Origin of the sequence: Sporosarcina aquimarina, from assembly GCF_033253705.1 — a bacterium.
Classification (GTDB): domain Bacteria; phylum Bacillota; class Bacilli; order Bacillales_A; family Planococcaceae; genus Sporosarcina; species Sporosarcina aquimarina.
The window spans coordinates 121,629-142,838 of record NZ_JAUBDH010000001.1; the positions used below are offsets into that span (position 1 = coordinate 121,629).

Annotated in this window: 17 protein-coding genes and 1 tRNA gene; 13 read left to right on the forward strand and 5 right to left on the reverse strand. The window is 42.3% G+C overall.

The annotated features are described in order from the left end of the window. The first annotated feature begins 12 nt into the window (after nucleotides 1-12). Both QT716_RS00635 and QT716_RS00640 read left to right on the forward strand, forming a co-directional pair. Nucleotides 13-582, forward strand: a complete 570-nt coding sequence (locus QT716_RS00635; RefSeq protein ID WP_317933735.1) for a TetR/AcrR family transcriptional regulator — start codon at nucleotides 13-15, stop codon at nucleotides 580-582. A gap of 66 nt (nucleotides 583-648) precedes the next feature. Then, nucleotides 649-2,853 (forward strand): YhgE/Pip domain-containing protein, encoded by a 2,205-nt coding sequence (locus tag QT716_RS00640; protein ID WP_317933736.1) that lies wholly within the window; start codon nucleotides 649-651, stop codon nucleotides 2,851-2,853. A 281-nt stretch (nucleotides 2,854-3,134) separates the two neighbouring features. On the opposite strand, the gene QT716_RS00645 is transcribed toward QT716_RS00640, so the two are convergent. Next, the gene (locus QT716_RS00645; RefSeq protein WP_317933737.1) at nucleotides 3,135-4,016 is read right to left on the reverse strand and encodes an SDR family oxidoreductase; all 882 of its coding nucleotides are present in this window, start codon (nucleotides 4,014-4,016) and stop codon (nucleotides 3,135-3,137) included. A gap of 135 nt (nucleotides 4,017-4,151) precedes the next feature. On the opposite strand from QT716_RS00645, the gene QT716_RS00650 reads away from it, so the two are divergent. Together QT716_RS00650 and QT716_RS00655 are read left to right on the forward strand one after the other, a co-directional pair. Beyond that, nucleotides 4,152-4,937 carry a hypothetical protein gene (locus QT716_RS00650; RefSeq protein ID WP_317933738.1) on the forward strand — a complete coding sequence of 262 codons (786 nt, stop codon included), beginning with the start codon at nucleotides 4,152-4,154 and terminating at the stop codon, nucleotides 4,935-4,937. Continuing rightward, nucleotides 4,934-6,238: a glycosyltransferase family 2 protein gene (locus QT716_RS00655; protein ID WP_317933739.1), complete on the forward strand. Its 1,305-nt coding sequence runs from the start codon at nucleotides 4,934-4,936 to the stop codon at nucleotides 6,236-6,238. The genes QT716_RS00650 and QT716_RS00655 overlap by 4 nt, the downstream gene beginning before the upstream one ends. Before the next feature lie 71 nt (nucleotides 6,239-6,309). Here the strand turns inward: QT716_RS00655 and QT716_RS00660 are convergent, their stop codons facing one another. Continuing rightward, the gene (locus QT716_RS00660; RefSeq protein ID WP_317933740.1) at nucleotides 6,310-7,959 is read right to left on the reverse strand and encodes an EAL domain-containing protein; all 1,650 of its coding nucleotides are present in this window, start codon (nucleotides 7,957-7,959) and stop codon (nucleotides 6,310-6,312) included. 128 nt (nucleotides 7,960-8,087) lie between these two features. Between QT716_RS00660 and QT716_RS00665 the strand changes: the two genes are divergently transcribed. From QT716_RS00665 to QT716_RS00675, 3 genes are all read left to right on the forward strand, one after another. Continuing rightward, nucleotides 8,088-8,990 (forward strand): EamA family transporter, encoded by a 903-nt coding sequence (locus tag QT716_RS00665; protein WP_317933741.1) that lies wholly within the window; start codon nucleotides 8,088-8,090, stop codon nucleotides 8,988-8,990. A 189-nt stretch (nucleotides 8,991-9,179) separates the two neighbouring features. Next, nucleotides 9,180-10,952 (forward strand): ABC transporter ATP-binding protein, encoded by a 1,773-nt coding sequence (locus QT716_RS00670; RefSeq protein ID WP_317933742.1) that lies wholly within the window; start codon nucleotides 9,180-9,182, stop codon nucleotides 10,950-10,952. Beyond that, a complete protein-coding gene (locus QT716_RS00675; RefSeq protein WP_317933743.1) occupies nucleotides 10,906-12,735 on the forward strand; it encodes an ABC transporter ATP-binding protein in 1,830 nt (609 codons plus the stop codon). The genes QT716_RS00670 and QT716_RS00675 overlap by 47 nt, the downstream gene beginning before the upstream one ends. A 134-nt stretch (nucleotides 12,736-12,869) precedes the next feature. Here the strand turns inward: QT716_RS00675 and QT716_RS00680 are convergent, their stop codons facing one another. Both QT716_RS00680 and QT716_RS00685 read right to left on the reverse strand, forming a co-directional pair. Next, entirely contained in the window at nucleotides 12,870-13,340 is a 471-nt protein-coding gene (locus QT716_RS00680) for a YusW family protein (protein WP_317933744.1), read from the reverse strand. A gap of 86 nt (nucleotides 13,341-13,426) precedes the next feature. Further along, nucleotides 13,427-14,446 carry a DUF2804 domain-containing protein gene (locus QT716_RS00685; protein ID WP_317933745.1) on the reverse strand — a complete coding sequence of 340 codons (1,020 nt, stop codon included), beginning with the start codon at nucleotides 14,444-14,446 and terminating at the stop codon, nucleotides 13,427-13,429. Nucleotides 14,447-14,566: 120 nt separating this feature from the next. On the opposite strand from QT716_RS00685, the gene QT716_RS00690 reads away from it, so the two are divergent. The 3 genes from QT716_RS00690 to QT716_RS00700 all read left to right on the forward strand — a co-directional run bounded on the left by QT716_RS00690 (nucleotide 14,567) and on the right by QT716_RS00700 (nucleotide 15,884). Next, nucleotides 14,567-14,638 (forward strand) — tRNA-Ala (locus tag QT716_RS00690). A 93-nt stretch (nucleotides 14,639-14,731) separates the two neighbouring features. Further along, on the forward strand, nucleotides 14,732-15,217 hold the full coding sequence (locus QT716_RS00695) for an amidase domain-containing protein (protein WP_317933746.1): 486 nt from the start codon (nucleotides 14,732-14,734) through the stop codon (nucleotides 15,215-15,217). A gap of 85 nt (nucleotides 15,218-15,302) precedes the next feature. Continuing rightward, complete coding sequence (locus QT716_RS00700) at nucleotides 15,303-15,884, forward strand: nitroreductase family protein (RefSeq protein ID WP_317933747.1); 582 nt, start codon at nucleotides 15,303-15,305, stop codon at nucleotides 15,882-15,884. A gap of 56 nt (nucleotides 15,885-15,940) precedes the next feature. Here the strand turns inward: QT716_RS00700 and QT716_RS00705 are convergent, their stop codons facing one another. Further along, the gene (locus QT716_RS00705) at nucleotides 15,941-17,338 is read right to left on the reverse strand and encodes a dipeptidase (RefSeq protein ID WP_317933748.1); all 1,398 of its coding nucleotides are present in this window, start codon (nucleotides 17,336-17,338) and stop codon (nucleotides 15,941-15,943) included. Between the two features lie 250 nt (nucleotides 17,339-17,588). Here QT716_RS00705 and QT716_RS00710 point away from each other — a divergent pair, with 250 nt between their 5' ends. From QT716_RS00710 to QT716_RS00720, 3 genes are all read left to right on the forward strand, one after another. Beyond that, the gene (locus QT716_RS00710; protein WP_317933749.1) at nucleotides 17,589-18,839 is read left to right on the forward strand and encodes a hemolysin family protein; all 1,251 of its coding nucleotides are present in this window, start codon (nucleotides 17,589-17,591) and stop codon (nucleotides 18,837-18,839) included. Between the two features lie 110 nt (nucleotides 18,840-18,949). Next, complete coding sequence (locus QT716_RS00715; RefSeq protein ID WP_317933750.1) at nucleotides 18,950-19,495, forward strand: RNA polymerase sigma factor; 546 nt, start codon at nucleotides 18,950-18,952, stop codon at nucleotides 19,493-19,495. A gap of 188 nt (nucleotides 19,496-19,683) precedes the next feature. Further along, on the forward strand, nucleotides 19,684-21,159 hold the full coding sequence (locus tag QT716_RS00720; RefSeq protein ID WP_317933751.1) for a phospholipase D family protein: 1,476 nt from the start codon (nucleotides 19,684-19,686) through the stop codon (nucleotides 21,157-21,159). The last annotated feature ends 51 nt before the right edge of the window (nucleotides 21,160-21,210 follow it).

Here is a 21,210-nt window from a genome sequence, read left to right on the forward strand (position 1 = left end):
AGAGGTGGGCACATGGATCGCAGGACGGAGATTTTACAAGCCGCTGCAAAATCCTTCTCACTGTTTGGCTACAAAGCGACCACGATGGACCAGGTCGCTAAAATTGCAAACGTTGGGAAAGGGACAATCTACACGTTCTTTGCAAACAAAGAAGAACTGTTTAACGCCATTGTCGTCGGAATGATAGAAGAGATGAGGACAGAAGCGGAAGCGGCCGCAATTGAAGACGGTACATTTGAAGAAAATGCACATGCTCGCCTAATGTCGATTTTGAAATTCAGAACGACGCACCAACTGTATGCCAAACTAATTGACGAAGGAAAAGAAATCCGGACGCCTGCTGTGCAAGAAGTGTTAGCGGATATCGAAACACAGATTGTAGAATTCATTGCTGAAAAAATCCAAAAAGGCATTGATCGCGGTGAAGTCAAATCATGTAATGTCGAGATGGTTGCCTATTTGTTGTTTAAGTCGTATATGGCACTCGTTGTAGACTGGGGAAAAACCCATAATCATGAAATGAAAGAAACCGAAATTATCGATTTGCTTAGCAGCACCATTTTTAAAAGTCTCTTAATTTGAGACTTCTTTTTTCAAGCATTAATGACCGAAAACCAAAAGTGGTCAACCAGTCAAGGAGGATGAAAGATGAAGAAAACAATGACAGGCGCAGAATGGAAGCAGTTATTGCGCACACGTAAAATGATTGTGCCAATGATTGCGATTTTATTCATTCCGGTATTATATGCAGGAATGTTTTTATGGGCGTTTTGGGACCCTTACGCAAACATGGATGCATTACCCGTCGCGGTTGTAAATATGGATGAAGGTGCAGAATTTGAAGGGAAAGAGTTAGACCTGGGGAATGAACTTGTCGACAAACTTGTTGATAGTAAGCAGTTTGACTTCCAAAGTATCTCTGAATCACAAGCTAAAAAAGGTCTTAGCGACCAAGATTACTATATGACAATAGAAATTCCGGATAACTTCTCGCAACATGCGACTACTTTATTGGACGAAACACCGGAAAAACTGGCACTGGTCTACAAGCCGAACGAAGGATACAACTTCCTGTCCGCTCAAATTGGAGAAACTGCGATGGATCGCATAAAAGCGGAAGTGAACGAAAAGGTTTCATCGACCTATGCAGAACAGCTTTTCGACTCCATTAAAGAAATGGGAGACGGGTTTGGCGATGCAGCAGACGGTGCAGGTAAACTTCACGACGGATCCGGGAAACTTGTTTCGGGAACAGATGATTTAAAAGGCTATTTAGAACAGCTCGCTTCCAGCACGGTGACACTTGCTGATGGATCGAACAAATTGAAAAAGGGTGTTATCGAAGCTGCAAATGGCGCATCTTCTTTAAATTCTGGTCTTGGAACATTAACGCAAGGTGTTAACGAACTCCAAGGCGGTGCGCAAAAAGCATCGGCGGGTGCAAACGACTTGAATGCAGGACTGGCACAATATACACAAGGTGTGAACAAACTTGCAAGCAGTTATCAACAAATTGGTGCAAAAGAAAAAGAGTTCGGAGCAGGTGTGAATAACCTAGCTGAAAAATCAGGGTCATTGAATGCAGCTGCTGGTCAGTTAACTGGCGGCGCGCAGCAAGTTAACGCTGGAATCGGACAATTATCTGAACAGCTTGCACCTATTTTAGCTTCACTTCCGGAAGAACAAAAAGCTGCATTGCAGGGCGCACTTCGCGAATTGCAAGCGGGCAGTGCGCAAGTAGCAGGCGGTCTTGGTGAGTTATCACAAGGAACTGCAGCGCTGCAATCTGGTGCGAAGGAATTGAATGGTGCTGCGGGTCAATTGGCTGGTGCACATGCTCAAGCTCTTGCAGGTGTGAACGAGTTGAACAGTAAATCGGGTCAATTGCTTGATGGGTCATCGGCACTTGCTGAAGGCAATAGTGCATTACAGGCAGGTGCAGGTAAACTTGCTGCAGGTGCATCTGCTGCAAAAGAGGGATCTAGTAAGTTAGTAGGCGGTTTGAACGCGCTGACAGAAGGGTCACAAACGTTAACGGATGGTACAGGTACACTTGCTTCAAAGTCTAAGGATTTAGCAACGGGATCTGCAGCGCTTGCTGACGGAGCGAAAGAATTGAACGAAGGGACAGGGACACTTCAAGAGAAATTGACTGAAGCAAACGAGACGGCTTCTGAAGTAAAACCGTCAGACAAAACGTATGATATGGTAGCAGCCCCAGTGGACGTAGAAAAAGCAGCGGTCAATGAAGTGCCAAACTACGGTACAGGATTCGCACCATATTTCCTATCACTAGGATTATTTGTAGGTGCGTTATTACTTTCCATCGTATTCCCTCTCGTTGAACCGGCAATTTCCCCAACAGGACCGTTCCGCTGGTTTACGAGTAAAGTGTCAGTCCTTGCAGTAGTAGGACTTATTCAAGCATTGATTGCAGTGGGTGTCATTAAGTATGGTCTGGGTATGGATACCATCAACACACCGATGTTCATCTTGACAGCAGTCATTACAAGTTACACATTCATCGCACTTGTGCAGCTATTCGTTTCGGTATTCAGTGACGCAGGACGGTTCATGGCGATTCTCGTATTGATCATGCAGCTTGTCACAAGCGCAGGAACCTTCCCATTGGAATTGATTCCAGAACCGCTTCAGATTTTCAATAAATTCTTGCCGATGACGTACTCTGTTCAAGCATTCAAAGCATCCATTTCTACAGACGACATGACACATCTATGGACGTCGAATGGTATATTGCTTGGGTTCATGGTCGTATGTCTCGCATTGACAGCAGGTTATTTTGCTTTGCTGTTCAACAAACGTCATTCGAAAACAGAAGTTGTAGAAGCATAAAAAACGAGTTAAAGCCGGGAGATGCAACATGCGTCTTCCGGCTTTTGTGGATAAAGAATAAAATGATCTGAAAAGTTATCGACGGATTGGAGTGAAGTTATGCCCGATTGGGGATGGAATCCCACTTATCCACAGTGAATTCTATCGGTAGCTATACAAATTGGATTTTGGTTGTAGGTTATCCACTGAAAAAGTATATGACGTTCGAAAAAAATACAACGCATTCAATTGAAAAAAGCAGCGGCTCCAGTAATTAAAGAGCCGCTGCTTTTTCAATTTAGTTAGGATCCAACAAAATCTCCGCCATCCACGTGAATCGTTTGACCGGTCATATAGCTAGAGTCATTTGATGCAAGAAATACATATGCCGGTGCATTTTCAGCAGGTTCCCCCCGTCGCTTCATAGGAGTATCATCCCCGTGCTTTTCAACCGTTTGCGCATCGAAAGTAGCTGGAATAAGAGGGGTCCAGATTGGGCCAGGTGCGACTGCATTCACACGGATCTTCTGGTCGGCTAAGTTTAAAGCGAGTGAACGCGTGAAGGTAGTAATGGCACCTTTTGTCGCTGAATAATCGAGTAAGCCAGGCGAACCATTATAAGCTGTAACTGAGGACGTATTAATAATTGAGTCGCCTTTTTTTAGGTGCGGAAGCGCGGCCTTAGTTAAGTGGAATAAGCCGAAAAAATTTGTTTCGAACGTTTCGCGCAGTTGGTCGCCGGAAATATCCAGCAGTGATTTTTGTGGGAATTGCTTTCCGGCATTATTAACTAGCACGTCGAGTCCGCCAAGTTCTTTAACGACTGCTGCCACTAATGTTTCGCAATTCTCTTCTTCACTAATATCAATTCGCTTTGCAAATGCTTTCCCGCCATACTTTTCGATAAGCTTCACAGTAGTATTCGCATCGCCATCTTCTTCTGGACTTAAATAGGCGATTGCTACATCTGCTCCTTCTTTAGCGAAAGCTACGGCAACTGCTCGGCCGATTCCGCTATCTCCGCCTGTTATTAAAGTTCTTTTACCCTTCAATTTTCCGGATCCTTTATAGTTTACGTCATCATAGATAGGTTGGGGCGACATTTCCGATTCCACGCCGGGCTGTTGTTGTTGGGTTTGCGGTACTACTTCCTGATCGATTTTTTCATATTTATTCTCTGGCATGTGTCAAATCCTCCTCAATTAGTTGTGTAATCTAAGTATTCCCAAAAGAAAAGCTGGCAAACCGTACGGGTTTCTGAATATACTAGTAAAAAGAAATACTAACTATTGCACTAATCCAATTGAGGAGGAATCGACATGAACAAAGTCTCGGTTTGGCAACGATTTCAAATGCCTTTCGCTGCATCGATTTGGCTTGTTTCTGCAGTTGTGTTACTTTGGCTTCTTCAAGATACTGAAAGCTCATTTTATATAATGATTTTATTTGCAGTTTCTGCGATTGTCTTTTTTTCTGTTTCAGACAGAGCAGCATTCTTCCTTTATATTTTATTAACACTAGCAACGGTCTTTTACTTTTTATATCGGGCATTTGCAGAAGGATGGACGCCCGGAGAGCAAGCAACTGGTATTGCAACTCATTTCTTATTTTTACTTCATCTATTTGCTTTGTATAGCATTGCAAAATACGTTTACGGCTATCGTAAAGAAAACAGTGCGTTGAAAAACAAAGTGCAGGAACTTCAAGAATATATTTCTGAACAAGGTGTGTTGACAAAACGAGAATTCGAGAAGCAATCTGAAATTATTTTATCCACTATGGCGCGTCATAGTGAACGAGGATATTTCATACAAGTGGATCTTTCTGCTATTCGAAAAACAGCACGAAGACAGGCGTTACTCGGTTGTTCTGCCGTTATTTCCGAGACGTTAAGGAAGCATTATGACCTAGTAGGTAAATTGGATGACCAAACAATTGTCTATTTGCTTCAAAATATTCAAGAAGATGGATTTGTCATAGTCCAAAAACGTGTACAAGAAGCGCTGCAGCAACAAATTGAAGAGGATGCGTACAATAGAATTAAATGGAATATCCGCCAAATTGAAGGCCAGCGTTCCATAGAAGAATTGCTGGTGATTTCATGAGCAAGCGACTCATTGGGTTACTCGTGATTACGGGTATCTTTCTAATATGTCTGATTCTGGCGGCAATTTTTAATATTAAAATCGTTTTGTTCTTCACAACTGCCTTATTTTTAGCGTTACTTGGCTATTATTCACTACTGACGCTTGCTGGACTTTACAATCGACTAAAAGGCAGGCAAATTCCTGAACTTGATCATTATCCAGGCGTTGATATATTAATACCGGCGCATAACGAAGGAGTCGTTATTAAAGACACAATTGAAGCAATGATTGCACTTCGTTATCCAGGAGACTTACAAATATATGTATTGAATGATAATTCTTCAGACGAAACCGGTGACATTGTAGGGGATTTTGCCGATACATTCAAAAATGTTCATCACATTCAGGTACCTCCTGGTGAACCGAAAGGGAAGTCTAGAGTACTTAATTATGGACTCAGTATTTCGACAAACAAATACTATTGTGTCTACGATGCAGACAACCAGCCGGATTCAGAAGCGCTTGTAAAACTTGTTGCAACAGCTGAAGAAAATGAAAAGTCCGCGGGTGCAGTCGGTTACGTTCGGACCATCAACGAAAAGAAAAACTGGCTGACTCGAATGATTTCAATCGAATTTCAAGTGTTTCAGCTACTTATGCAATCTGGACGTTGGCAACTCTTCAAAACAGGATCCCTGACCGGAACGAATATGCTTGTGAAACGAAGTGTCATTGAAGAACTCGGGGGATATGATCCGTATGCAATTGCAGAGGATGCTGAACTGACGCTGCGAATAACGAGAGCCGGCTATTATTTGCCGGTTGTTCCAGACTCTATCACTTGGGAGCAAGAACCGGAAACCTTGGGTGTCTACTTAAAGCAACGCACGCGATGGCTGCAGGGAAATTTGTATATTGTCGAAAAAACGTTAACTGAACCAGGTTATTTTAAAGGTAAGTTGCTCGTGCATTCGATTCATCAATTACTCGTATACGTTATTTTTTGGCTGTTCTTGATCATCTCGTATGTATGGTTTGCGCTCGGGATCTTGAATATATTCTATATTGAGTACACATACCCGTTACTGTTCATCTGGTATTTAGCGTATATTGTCTATACGACCCAGCTATTTGCAGCTCAAGCAACGCAGCGAACCTTTACGCCGCTGAATGTATTTATCAGTGTGATCATGTATTTTACGTATGCGCAGCTGTTTTCGTATTTGTTTGTAAGAAGCTTGATTTTATATGTGAAAGCAAAGAAGAACAGACAGGTGATTGGCTGGGACAAAACAGAGCGATTTAAGTCGAAGGATTAGGGTATATCAATAAAAAAGAGCAATTCCGATTTGTCCATGTCAGGATAGCGGAAAAGCTCTTTTTGTTAGGTTTATTTCAAAATGCTCTCAGCTAATACAGGAGTACCGATGTAATATCCTTGGACCGCGTCCACGCCCATAGTAGTAAGTGCGTCGAATTGAGCCTTCGTTTCAACGCCTTCAGCGATTGTATATAAGCCCATCGATTTACCGAAGCGAATCATACCTTCAACTAATTGTTGGGTTTTAGGGTGTGTGAGAAGAGCGTCGGTATAGACTTTATCGATCTTAATTTTAGAGATAGGCAAGTGCTGCATATAACGGAAAGAGGCGTAACCTGTTCCGAAGTCATCGAGAATGAAACTCACTCCCGCATCTTGTAATTCTTTCATCTGCTGAATGATCGATTGTTCTTCCTCAGCTTGGAATGCAAACTTCTCCGTGATTTCTAACTCGAGCTGACTCGGTACACATGCGTTTACCTGGAGTATGCCGAGAATATTATTTTTCATGGGCTGATTGGAAAACTCACGAACCGATGTATTGACGGAAACATGAGGCGCTCCCTTAAAATCATTGAGCTTAACCGCAAGTTGTGCAGCCTCAGTTAATACATAAGAACCAATGTTAGTTATCAATCCATTTGCTTCAGCAATTGGAATTAACTCATCTGGCGACACAGTTCCAAGCTCTTCATCCTCCCAACGGACGAGTGCCTCGTAGACTGTAATAGTTTTTTGAGCAATATCATATTGGGGCTGATATACTACTTGAAGTGCATTATGGTCAAGAGCTGTTAATAGTTTCCGATTAATAAGGGAACGCCTATCCAGCACTTTGTGAGAAGAGGCAGACAATGAAGTAATTCTGCCGCCGCCTTGCAGACGAACTTCTTCTAATGTCATGGAAGAAGCCTCTACTAAATTTACAAAACTCTTTTGGTCTTCTGGATATCGAACGATACTGCCGCTAATTGACAGCGGCAGGGCTTCACTGCCTACATAAATCGGCTGTTGTTTTAGGAAATCTAAAAAGCCTTGCACATACCAATCACCAAAAGGAGTTAACACAACAAACTGGCTGCTGCCTGTACGAGCGATTGGATTGTCTTGGAAGTACCGCTTTAATCGGTTGGCAAACGCTTGAGTCAGCTCTGTTTCAGCGGTGCCTGCTTGAAGTTCTTTAAGTGTATAATAGTGGTCAATAGACAAATAGACGAATGAGAAACTTTTTTCTTCCTGAATCATTTCGTTCACGAGAACTTCTAACCGGTGGCGGCTCATCAAATTTGTCTCTAAGTCGATGAATGCAATTTGTTCGAGGCGTTCCTTCAACTCCACGGATTCCGTAATGTCTAGCTCTAGGAATAAGGCGCTTAACAGCGTATCTTCCTCAGACATCGTTGGAATGGCAAGCATATTTGTATAATAGGTTTCACCTGTACGTTTTGACTTCTTAGCGGTGCCAAACCATGTCTTGCCTTCTTGCAGCTCGCTCCAAATCGTATGCAAGGAAGTTTGTGCCGTTTCCGACTCATCAAACATTTGCCAAATTGTTTTTCCTAAAATGCGTTTTGGTGTCCAACTGCTTGTAGTCAGGAAGTTTTTGTTTACTGAAGTGATGAGACCTTCATCATCAGTTTGGGTTACCATATAGTAATGGTTGAGACTGTGAAGAATATCTGATAAGTTCAGCTGACTGTACTCTTGTAAATTTGTCACGGCAAGCACTCCTTTCGACTAGTTCATAAGACTAGTATATAGGAGTGTAAACAACTTTACACCTATAAATGATAAATAAAAAAGAGTAATTTGATATAGATAGATTTTATAGAAATGAAGGTGAATAGATGGAACGGCTAAAAGGACTAGCAATGATAATTATCGGTGCGTCTTTATGGGGGTTGTCTGGTCCAATGATGGAATGGACACTGGACAATAGTGGTATGTCGGTATCGTTCTTATTAACTGTTCGCCTTCTGGTGGCGGGCTTAATAATTATTGCTTACTTAAAATTGAAAGGTAAAAAAGTTATGCGGCCATGGCGCCAAAAAGTATGGGCTCGTCAAATGGTGATATTTGGTGTTTTAGGTATGCTAGGCGTTCAATTTGCATTTACATCAGCAATTGCTGAAAGTAATGCCGTCATCGCTACACTTTTTCAGTTTCTATCACCTATTTATGTAATCTTATTCGTTTCGTTCCGTCAAAAGTTCATACCGCCAATTGCCCAAATTATTGGTATGGTGGTGACGCTGGGCGGACTGTTCTTACTTTTGACGAATGGTTCGTTATCGGGCTTTTCGTTAAGCACGAGCGCAGTGTTTTGGGGTGTAGCAGTGGGCTTTGCGTTTACATTCTATACACTGTATCCTGTTCGCCTTATGCAAGAGTGGGGTGTTCTGCTATCTATAGGCTGGGCCATGGTAGTTGGCGGTGCTGCTCTTTTTGTCACAAACTTCTTGACAATGTTCCGGGAAATCCCATACTTATTCGATTGGAAAATAGCTTTGATGTTACTCGGGATAATTATTGTAGGAACTGTAGCATTTTTACTGTTTTTAGCAAGCATGAACTTCATCTCCCCTATTGAGACGAGTATTCTTTCAAGCTTCGAGCCGCTGACAGCTATGATTGTTTCTGTAGTCTGGCTAGGCGCTGTCCTAGGGGTGTGGCAACTTGCGGGAGCAGTTACCATGTTGCTTGGTGTTACTGGAATTTCCATAGCCGGTGGCAGAGTTAAAAAAGAATAAATAGAATTCTGCTGTCCTAAAAGTCTTCGTGGCTTTTTAGGGCAGCATTTTTAGTTTTATTGCGCATAAACCAAAACTGTTTCCGGTGCGTCAGATTATTCTGTTCAATTGCTATACAGTCTAAGGAGAATATGGCATACTTATGATAACTAATTCGAGAAACGAAACAGTTCAGGAAGGACGATGCTCATGAAGACTGTGTTTTCCTATGCAAAACCATATAAATGGCCAATTATCATTGCATTAATCTTAATGCTGATCGAGTTAAGTGTTGAACTTATACAACCGTTACTTATTGCAAAGATTATTGATGATGGAATAACAGCAGGCGATCGTGACACCATTATTCTATATGGAAGTATTATGATGGGGCTGGCAATTGTGGCATTAGTGTCAGGAGTTACGAATTCGTTCTTTGCAGCACATGCAGCACAAAGTTTTGGATACGATTTGAGACAAGCATTATTCAGACAGATTCAATCATTTTCAATGGCAACATTTTTACGTTTTCCTACCTCATCGCTGATAACCCGACTAACAAGTGATGTTACAATGGCGCAAAATATATTGTTCATGGGCCTTCGTATTTTGCTGAGAGCGCCGCTTGTTGTAATTGGCAGTTTGGTGATGGCAATGCTGGTTAACGTGAAGTTGGCTTCATTCCTTCTAATTGGTATTCCGTTTCTATTCATCTTCCTATTTGTCATGGCCAGAAAAGGAGTTACCTATTTTGCCAGCGTACAACGACGTTTAGACCGCGTGAACCGTGTTATACAAGAGAATTTACAGGCCGTCCGTCTTATTAAATCTTATTTAAGAGGCGTTTATGAGGGCAGTCGCTTTTCCAAAGTTGCTGACCATCTTAGAAAAGATACAGTGAAAGCATTTCGCATGATGGAATTGATCATGCCTGTATTACTTCTTATTATGAATGGCAGCTTAATGCTGGTTCTATGGTTCGGTGTTGGAGTTGTCAGTACTGGAGATGCCCAAGTGGGTGAAATAGTAGCAATCGTTAACTACGCTTTCCGCATTACGGGCGGATTTTCTATGTTTTCATTTCTAATCGTCGCTTTCTCGCGAGCGCAAGCTTCCTCAGTTAGAATGGAGGACGTATTGTTAGCAGAAGATGACCGGGAAGTTATTGAACCGGGAGTAGTAGAGAATGGCGAAGAAAAGCGGGGGGCACTATCTTTCATTAATGTATCTTTCCACTATCCCAGCCATCCAGAAAGTGTGTTATCTAACGTCTCATTCACTATTGATCCAGGAGAAAAAATCGCTGTTATGGGTGCGACAGGTTCAGGGAAGTCAACGATGCTGAACCTGATTCCGCGGATCTTTACAGCAACGTCAGGAGAAATTTTACTTGATGGAAAAAACATTAATGACTGGCCGCTAGAAGAGCTGCGGAGTGCGATTGGTCTTGTACCACAACAATCTGTTCTTTTTACAGGTACTATCCGCGAAAATTTGGCGTGGGGTGATCCGGAGGCAAGAGTAGATGAACTGGAAGCCGCAGCAGAAAAAGCCCAGATCCATTCTTCCATCCAGCGATTTCCTGCAAATTATGATACCCGAGTGGGACAAAAAGGGGTTAACTTGTCAGGGGGGCAGAAGCAGCGTTTGTCTATTGCACGGGCACTTGTCCGAAAGCCTGCAATTTTGCTTTTAGATGACAGCACAAGCGCGCTTGATGTGAAAACTGAGAATGCATTATGGGAGGCGTTAGAGGACGAAAGGTCTACAATGATTGTCATTACACAAAAAATACACACAGCTCAAGGCGCCGACCGAATTCTATTGCTCGATGAAGGAGAAGTAGCTGCATACGGCACCCATGAAGAGCTTATGGAACTATCGGCACTGTACCGAAAAATTGCCGAATCTCAGTTGGATGAGGAGGTGGCAGAGGATGGAAAAGAACATCAGGAAACCCTTCGGTTACGAACCGATCATTAAACGTGAAGATTTGAAAAAAGGTTCGAAACGTAAAAAAGAAGAGGTAGGGGACTGGAAGAAAGCGCTGTTGAATATTTGGCGTCTTGTGGATGAACAGCGCGGGCTGCTGATTACTGTTCTAGCACTAGTATTAATCAGTTCGATTCTTACATTGCTCGGGCCATTCCTCATTGGTAAAACGATTGATAATTTCATTATCCCTATGAAAACGGAAGGTCTTGCCACTCAAATCGGCTTCTTGCTGGCGATTTACGCAGGAACGTCGCTGACGATGTACTTCCAAAACTTTTGGATGGTTGGAATTGCGCAGAATACAGTATATAAACTGCGTGCTGGACTATTTAATCATTTACAAAAGCTCCCCGTATCTTTTTTCGACAAGCGACAGCACGGCGAGTTAATGAGCCGCATGACGAATGATATTGAAAACATAAGTCAAACATTGAATTCCTCATTCATCCAAGTGTTTTCAAGTATTTTAACGCTCGGTGGAACTCTGGCGGTCATGTTGTATCTCAGTCCATTGTTGACAGCGCTGACGATGATTATTGTTCCCGTCATGTTTATTGCAATGCGGTGGATTACTCGCCGCACAGGAATTCTCTTTAAGGAACAACAGCGTGCAATTGGAGAATTGAATGGGATGATTGAAGAAACCATTTCAGGACAACGAATAGTAAAAGCGTTTTCACAAGAACAACGTATGAAAGAAGAATTTGCAGAAAGAAGCGATAAGCTCCGTCGTACGGCATTTTGGGCGCTGACTTACTCTGGATTCATACCGAAAGTGATGAACATGCTTAATAATGCGGCGTTTGCGATTGTAGCAGGGGTTGGCGGTTTACTTGTACTCCGCGGCGATGGAATTGTGACTATTGGAACAATCGTCGTGTTTGCAGAGTATGCGAGACAATTCACACGGCCTCTGAACGACTTGGCAAATCAGTTTAATACGGTACTGTCTGCCATTGCGGGCGCTGAACGTGTGTTTTCGATAATGGGAGAGGACGAAGAACGTGATACCGCAGAGAACAATGGAGATATCCAATTAAAAGGTGATGTCGAGTTCCGCAATGTTTCGTTCGGTTACGCACCAGATACAGATGGCTATACGATAGATGATGTGTCGTTACATGTGAGAGAAGGAGAGACTGCAGCGCTTCTCGGGGCAACAGGTGCTGGTAAAACGACAATTGTCCAGCTGATTGCCCGCTTCTATGAAGTGGACAAAGGGAAAATTTTGATCGATGGTATTCCGATTGACGAACTTCCTCGAACTACGTTGCGCAGTCAGACCGCATTTGTCTTACAAGACCCGTTTCTGTTTGAGGCGTCAGTTAAAGAAAACATTCGTTATGGAAAACTGACTGCGACAGACGAGGAAATTGAAGCCGCTGCGAAGAAAGCGAATGCTCATGAATTCATCAGCAAGCTTGAAGAAGGCTATGATACGATGCTAACTGCTGACGGCAGTGAAATTTCACAAGGTCAAAAACAGTTGATTTCGATTGCACGTGCATTTGTCGCCGATCCAGTGTTGTTATTATTGGATGAAGCAACGAGCAGCATCGATACGGTTACCGAACTAGAAATCCAAGCGGCATTGGAGAAACTTATGGAAGGGCGTACGAGTTTTGTCATTGCGCACCGATTAAATACAGTAAAAAAAGCGGATACGATTTATGTATTGGACCAAGGGAAGTTAATTGAGTCGGGGAATCAAACGGATTTAATCGCTCAAAAGGGAATTTATTATAATATGTTGCAGCAATCTAAGTTATAGGAAAAGCGCTCTGGGTCTTTTAAAGCGCTTTTTTCAATAGATGGTGAGTTAAACTTATGACAAATCGAGAATGGAGAACTTAAATCTGACACGTATATAAATACTAGAAAAAAACCACCATAAGCGGTGGTTTTTTACTTCTGATCTTTGTAATTTAATTTTTTCCCATCATCGAATTCGATTTCAAGTTCAAACTTGGAATACTCATCGATCTGATAGTATTCCAAAATTTTGTCCCGTGCTTCTTCGCCAGACATATTACTTTCAAGGTTCGTCGTAATGAACATTTTATCAAGCTCGTCCATCGCTTTTGCGCCTTCTAAGTCAACCTTGGTCATTTTGTTTTCATACTCGGGTTTGAAATCCTCTTCGACTTTGTACTCGGCATCGACCGCATCTTCGTTGTTTACATCGATTTCCAGGTTAAAGTCATTAAAACCATATGCATCGCCAGTTTCACGATTTCCGCCTTCTTTTTCTTGGTCGGTAATAATATCCGCTTCTTCTCGATTGTCTTTTTCTGCGTTGTCGCCCATATTTCCGCAACCAGCCACTAACAGCATGCTTGCAAACATTACGGTGCCCATTGATAGCAACTTATTCAACCTATCACGTCCTTTCTAAGAAAGTTCGACTGCTTGATAGTACTTTACCTGTTTTCAAACGATACTAAACAGAATATCGGAAAGAGTTACCATTTCGCTTTAAATGTTTCGCATGATCCAAGAAGTTGCCGGATGGATAAGGATTCGCCTGAATCTAATCGAGCTTTCCCATTGAAATAGCCAAAGGTCTGAACGAAGTCAGCCTTTATGCCCCTCCTGCGTGCTGCTGCTTCTCGTTCGAAAAATGGTGTAAAGGTCAGGTCAATGCAATCTGTAAACTTAGTATGGATCGTCCAAGGCTCCATCATACGCTCAGGATTCAAAGAGAAGATTACGTCTTCGTGAATTTTAGTCATATCACCATCTACGAATACGGCGTTTTCCGTCAACCCTGTTCCGTCAGTCCATTGGCCGCCTAAATTCAGCCCAATTCTTCTCCCGCCAGACCGTTGTGAGGCCATCGCCCATTGCCATTGTGTTTCTTTTGGCCAAATTCCGCGAGTGAAATTAAATACGGTAAAACAATAATCCGGGTTAAAATCATAACGTTTCTCACCGATTTTTAAAAAGCCGGATGTCGGTAATGTATGTTGTTTTGAAGTGAATTGAAACGTATTTCTATTTCTAGGAATCACAACATTTAAAGATGCCTCGTGTGCACAATTTCCAATATGTACATCGGCATGCAGCGTTTCATTGTCAAAGTCGGCAATCGAGACATAAAGATGTGTTGCGTCAACTGTTTGAGTCACGTGAATGGACAGTCGGCTATCTACAAATTTAATATCCTCATGGACGCCTTCCGGCATTTTAACATGGCGGGCAAAAGGCAGTGTAATTCGTTTTTCAAAAAAACGTTCTGTCTCATAATCGAGAAAGTAGACAAGACAGACAGCGCCAATGTCAAAATGAGCGATAGTCGCGGTAAACAACACTTCTTCGCCGAAAATTGTCCATGTATTCCACTTTTTCTTATGGGGGAACTGACCTTTCAGGTTGCTTTGGATGATCGGCTTCTGAGAATAGCCGATAGCATCAGGATTCAATAATCCTTTGGATTCGCAAAGCAATACTGGAGTTGTCAGTTCGCGTTCTGCATGCTGCATATGCCGTCCTCCTGACTATTGTCTTCTATCGCGCTTCTTGCTATACTTCTAATTGTAGCAGAGTAAGGCAAAATTAGCGTTATTCAACTATCATTTTCACTTTCTAAACCGTTTTATAAAGGGGCATTAGTTCAGCGGGAGAATACTTCGCTGGCAGCGAAGGGGTCACCGGTTCGAATCCGGTATGCTCCATATGAGTGGCGTCCGCTGTGCGGGCGTTTTTTATATACAATTCAAGGATGAAATCTTCATGACTTACATAAGATAGGTCAAGGAGGCGAATCGATGTATGACCGCGAAGCCGCAGTATGGTATGCGAACAAATGGTGGGATGGACGTAATCCTCAATACCCTTCATTTGATGTTGATTGTACAAATTACATCTCGCAATGTTTACGGGCGGGCGGAGCACCTATGCACGGTGGACCGGCACGTGATCGTGGATGGTGGATAACGGATTCAAATTGGAGCTTTAGTTGGTCAGTAGCACACTCGCTGCGTTGGTATTTAGCGGGCTCGACACGTGGATTGACCGCAGTCCAAGTAGGATCTGCAGAGGAGCTTGGACTTGGGGACGTGATTGCCTACGACTTTCAAGGGGACGGAAGATTCGACCACACTACGATTGTGACTGCGAAAGATGGAGCGTCGCCTCTCGTGAATGCTCACACGTATGATGCGTTAAAAAGAAGCTGGGACTATAAAGATTCCTATGCGTACCGTCCAGAGGCCAAATACGTTTTCTTTCGAATAAATGATCATTTCTCATGAAATTAAACCAATCATCGCAATTCATATATGATTCTCAGCTTTAAGGTATACTAAACTTATTATCGTTAAAAAAGGAGACACAACAATGGATGAACAAGCATTATCAGTGAGAGACGCAATAATTACTCGCAGATCGATTAAAAGCTTTAATGGACAGCCTGTTGAACAACGTGAAATTACCGATATTTTAGAGGATGCAATATGGGCACCGAATCATGGTAACCGCAATCCATGGCGTTTCGTACTCGCTGCAGAAGAGGAATATCAACAGTTTCTAGATATCCTCCGTGATTTCGGTATTCCGAAATGGAAAGAGTTATCGGATGAAACGCTTGAAAAGCAAATGAGTAAATTTACAAATGCAAGTGCAGCCATGTTTGTCATTGTTCCAGAAGATGCTCGACAAAAACAGCGTCTAGAAGACTTTGCAGCAGCAAGCATGCTTATTCAAAATATCCAATTATTAGCGTGGGATAAAGGAATCGGAACGTGCTGGAAAACACCAGGATTCCTAGACGATCCGAAATTCCGTTCACTTCTTGGTATTCAGCCAGGTGAACGAATGATTAGTATGCTTCAATTTGGTCATTTTGATGAGTCACCGAAAGCAAAACCCCGTACGGCAGTTGAAGAGCTTGTAACCTTTTGGCAGCCGACAGAATCTTAATAGTAAAAAGACCTTCCATCGGATGCTTGCGCATCGGGCGGAAGGTCTTTTTAAAATTATTTCTTTAATTCATCTTTAGACAGCTCGGAAAGTTCTTGGTAATAGTCTCCAAGTACACGCAATCCTTTGTCGAAGTTCTCAAGTGTCAGGTGCTCGTTCGGTCCGTGTAAGTTTTCAGTTTCGAGACCGAAGCCCATGAGGACGACAGGTAAACCAAGAATGTCATCGAAGTCTGCAACAATCGGGATTGAACCTCCACCACGTGTGTACACTGTTGGTACATTGTATACTTTTTCATATGAACGGCTTGCCGCTTTAAGAGCTGGATGATCGAAAGGCGTAATGAATGGAAGACCTTGATCAAATGGCGTTACAGTCACTTTCACACCTTCAGGTTTATGCTTTTCAACGTGTGCTTTTAGTTTTTCTACAATTTCAGCAGGGTCTTGATCAGGAACAAGACGGCACGTGATTTTAGCGCCTGCTTCTGCTGGCAAGACCGTCTTAATACCTTCACCGCTGAATCCGCCGAATACACCATTCACTTCAAGTGTTGGCCGGGCAGATGTACGTTCTAGGAAGGAATAGCCAGCCTCTCCATGTAAAGCAGGAACTTCCATCTCATTTTTCAACTCTTCTTCATCGAAGTTCAATTCTTTGTACGCTTGGCGTTCTTCATCACTCAATGGTCGAACATTATCGTAGAAGCCATCTACAGTAATGGTTCCTTCTTGGTCATGGAAAGATGCTAAGATCTCTGCAATTGCGTGGATCGGGTTTTGAATACCGCCTCCATATACGCCAGAGTGCAAGTCGCTTTTAGCGCCATATACATCAATTTGTACACCGCTCAGCCCGCGAAGTGCGTAACAAATCGCAGGTTGACCAGGTGCATAAAGTGCTGTATCTGAAATGACGATCGTATCTGCTGCTAACTTTTCTTGATGCTCTTTAATGAAAGGAACTAGATTCGGACTGCCGACTTCTTCTTCTCCTTCAATGATGAATTTCACGTTAAGCGGCAATTTGCCATCGAGTTGCATGAGGGCTTCAACTGCTTTAACGTGCATGAACACTTGTCCTTTATCATCAGTAGATCCTCTGGCGAACATCTTGTCATCCCGAATTTCGGGTTCGAATGGCGCGCTCTTCCACAAATGCAACGGGTCGACAGGCTGAACGTCATAATGTCCGTAAATTAAAATTGTAGGCTGACCTTCTGCATGAAGCCAGTCTGCATAGACAACTGGATGACCTTTAGTAGGTTCGATGGAAATATTCTCAAGTCCAGCTTCTTCAAATGATCCGGCCAGCCAGTCCGCAGCTTTCTGCATGTCCGGTTTGTGTTCAGATAAAGCACTGATACTTGGAATGCTCAAAAATTCTTTCATCTGATTAAGATGTGTGTCGCGGTTCTTCACGAAATACTCATTCAATTGATCGATCGTTGCCATGAAATTACCTCTTTTCGATTGATATGTGTTTAGAATCTGCTTATTCCCTAAGTATACCAGAACCGAAACAGATTCTAAAAACAGGAGACTTATGATAGGGGTCCCACTGGTTCTTATGCTATACTATTTCAACAGCTATGAAATCGGAAACAAACCATAGCCTTGTTCGGTTATGCAACCTTAACCTCATGTAGCACGTCATAACATGCAAATCGAAACGAACTAGGAAATTTTTCGGGAGGAATCGCACTTGTTCATCGCACTTGCTTTCTTTTTGGTGATGTCTTTTATCTTATCAGGAAGTGAAACTGCACTAACTGCCGTTAACCGGATGAAAATCCAAATGCGAGCAGAGCAAGGGGACCCAAAAGCGATCCGGCTTCGCTCACTCGTTTCGAAACCCGATCGGATGATTACCGCAATCTTAATCGGTAATAACATTTCCAATATTATGATGCCGACAATTGTGACCATGATTGCCATCGACAAAGGGTTGAATGTAGGTCTTTTAACAGGGATTTTAACAGTTGTTCTCATTATATTTGGTGAAGTTTTACCGAAAACCATTGCTGCCACATTTGCAGACAAGCTAGCTTACACAGTCGCTCCGGGCATTCGAGTTCTTGTTAAACTTCTCACACCGTTAACGTATTTACTTGCTCTCTTTACCAATCTGTTTATACGGATTTTGTCTAAAGGAACTGTGACTGAGGCTACGTTAACAAAAGAAGATTTAAGATCGATGGTCGATATTGCGTCAACAGAAGGAACTTTCCAGCAAGACGAATCGTTACGTTTAAAAGGAGTGCTCGACTTTCCTGAAAAAGACGTTTCTGATGTTATGGGAACCCATAGAACTGATGTAGTTGCCTTACCTTTGGATTCAACATATGAAGACGTTCGCAGTACTGTATTGGAATACTTTTACACCCGTTATCCAATTTATGAAGAAAGCATCGATAAAATCATCGGTGTATTTTATTCGAAAAGGCTGATCGAATGGTCCATTACACCAGAAATTCCTTTTGAAGAAATGATTGACCGTGACCCGCTGTTTGTTGTACAGACAGCAAGTGTGGAAAAAGTGTTTAAAATGATGCTGGCTCACAAAAAGCACATGGCAATTGTTCTCGATGAGTACGGCGGAACACTTGGTATCGTTACACATGAAGACATCATTGAAGAGATGATTGGTCAAGAAATTGAAGATGAAACTGACGAAGCGGAAGACGCGCTCGTATATGAACATACTGAGGACACGCTTGTTTGCCAAGGACGGCTTGAAATCGAAGATGCGGTACAAATGCTTGGAATGGATTTACCAACGGAGAATGATACGATTGGCGGATTTGCTTTCCAAGAGCTTGACCACGTCCCGGAACCTGGCGAACGGTTCACATACGGACCCTTGTTATTTGAAGTAGAAGAGATGGATCGCAATCGAATTGTGAGACTAAGAATAACGCGGCGGCCTGAAGAACTGACAGTAGATGAAACGTAAAGCAGGACAACCTTACACGTTTGTAAGGAAACTGAAAGAAACTCCGATAGTTCAGCCATTTGTTCTAGTGCATACTAAGGGTAACAGCTAGAACACGGAGGCGTTATCGGATGAACCAAACACTTGATGAATTACATGAAGAATATGGAAGATACTTATATCATTTATGTTTAAAACTAACGCGGAATAAAGAAGAAGCAGAAGACTTAATGCAAGATGTATGGGTTAAAGTCGTCCGTACGAGTGACCGAATGGATGGCGTTGACCGTATGAAAGCATGGTTAACCACGATTTGTATGAATACATTCAGAGATCGATACAGAAAAGACGTGCGCCGCAGTAAATATGTGATGAATCAACCGGATACATTGGATATTCCACTTCTCGATCTTGTTCCAAGCGGAAGCCCGCTGCCAGGAGATATTGTCGAGCAGCAAGATCTTCGAGCAGCAGTACGCAGTAAAATCGACGAACTCGATGGGATTTACAAGCTGACGATTGAATACTTTTATGTAAACCAATATTCACTCATTGAAATTGCTGAAAAGATGCAAGTATCGATTGGAACTGTTAAATCTCGTTTGTTCCGGGCGAAAAAGTATTTAAAAGAGTTATTGACACAAGATCAGTCTGTTAATGAATTAGTAATTGCTTAACAAGACTACGGTTGCTCCTGAAGTGAATTTGTTTTAGACAACACCATATAAGTTTTACTAAATAATAAGAGCTATTCTTAAAAGTCACAATTGTGATTTTTAAGGATAGCTCTTTTTTTTCTCAATATTGTTTGTAATGATAGAGGAAGGGAATGTTATACTGATGGAATTGGAGCGGGGGTGCCGTATTGGCGAGAAAGAAACATAAACGAAAGAGATTTACGAAGAGACAGAAACAAATTCTATGGTTAGCCTTGGCTGTTTTCATCCTGATCTATATCGGGGTCATTTTATATCATACATACAAGCCATTACCTAAGGGAATCAGTTACGAAGGTGATGTACATCGAACCGATGACATAGAGATTTTTACAGATTTAACGTATTCAAAAGATAAGAAGAAAGAGAATATGAAACATGACCTGAATATATTTGACGAAGTTTACGCCATTATAGACAGCGCAGAGGAATTCATCGTCCTCGATTTCTTTTTAATGGATCATTATTCAGATGAAAAGCTGGATTTCCCGAAAATTGCTGAGACCATAACAGAAAAACTGATACGTAAAAAGAAAGAGAATCCCGAAATGCCCATTGTATTTGTTACCGATCCCATCAATAACGGGTATGGATCTTATGAATCAAAATGGTTTAAGAAACTTAAGGATGCAGGCATAGACGTAGTTTACACTGAACTGGATCCGCTTAGAGATTCAATGCCGCTTTACTCAGGTTTGTACCGAACGCTGTTCCGCTGGGGGGACATTGGAGGTAAAGGTTGGATTCCAAACGCAATGGCATCAGAAGCACCGAAATTCCGCCTGGCTTCGTATGTGAAGCTGCTAAATGTGAAGGCGAATCATCGAAAAATGATTGCGACTGAAAAGTCCGGACTTGTTACGTCCTCAAACCCTCACGATGCGAGCGGATTTCATGGAAACGTAGCCTTTAAAGTGTCAGGACCGATTATTAACGACTTAATAGAAGCCGAAGAAGCGGTAGTGAACTATTCAACTGGGAAAACAGGCCAGACATTGCCGCGAATTGATGACGAAGAACCAGCGGACGGGGAATATGCCATTCAATATGTAACTGAGAAAAAAATTAAAAGTGTGCTGCTGGACGATTTAGCGGCTGCACAAAAAGGCGATCGTGTCCGAATGGGCATGTTTTTCATCGCAGAACCAGCTGTAGTAAAAGCGATTACAGAAGCGGCGAAGCGCGGCGTTGAAGTACAGCTCATTTTAGATCCGAATGAGAACTCATTTGGTAACCAGAAGTCAGGATTGCCGAACCGTCCTGTTGTACAGAAGTTAGTGGAAGACAGCAACGAAGACGTTGAAGTTCGATGGTACAACACCGTCGCGGGCCAGTATCATACGAAACTTGTGATGATTGAACGCGGAGACAGTGTCTATGTATTAAATGGATCTGCCAACTTAACAGAGCGCACGCTGGATAACTATAACTTGGAGAATGATTTATATGTTATTGCACCTGTGGACAGTGGGTTTGCAAAAGAACTTGATGCGTATTTCAATCGATTATGGACAAATGAGGATGCTCTTTTCACGTTAGATCTAGAAGAGTATCAAGACACATTTACAAGGCCGCAACGTGTTATTTATGCATTGCAAGAGTGGCTGAAGCTCACATCTTATTAACAATGAAATTCTAAGAAAATATAAAAATCCTCTTATCTAATGCGGATAAGA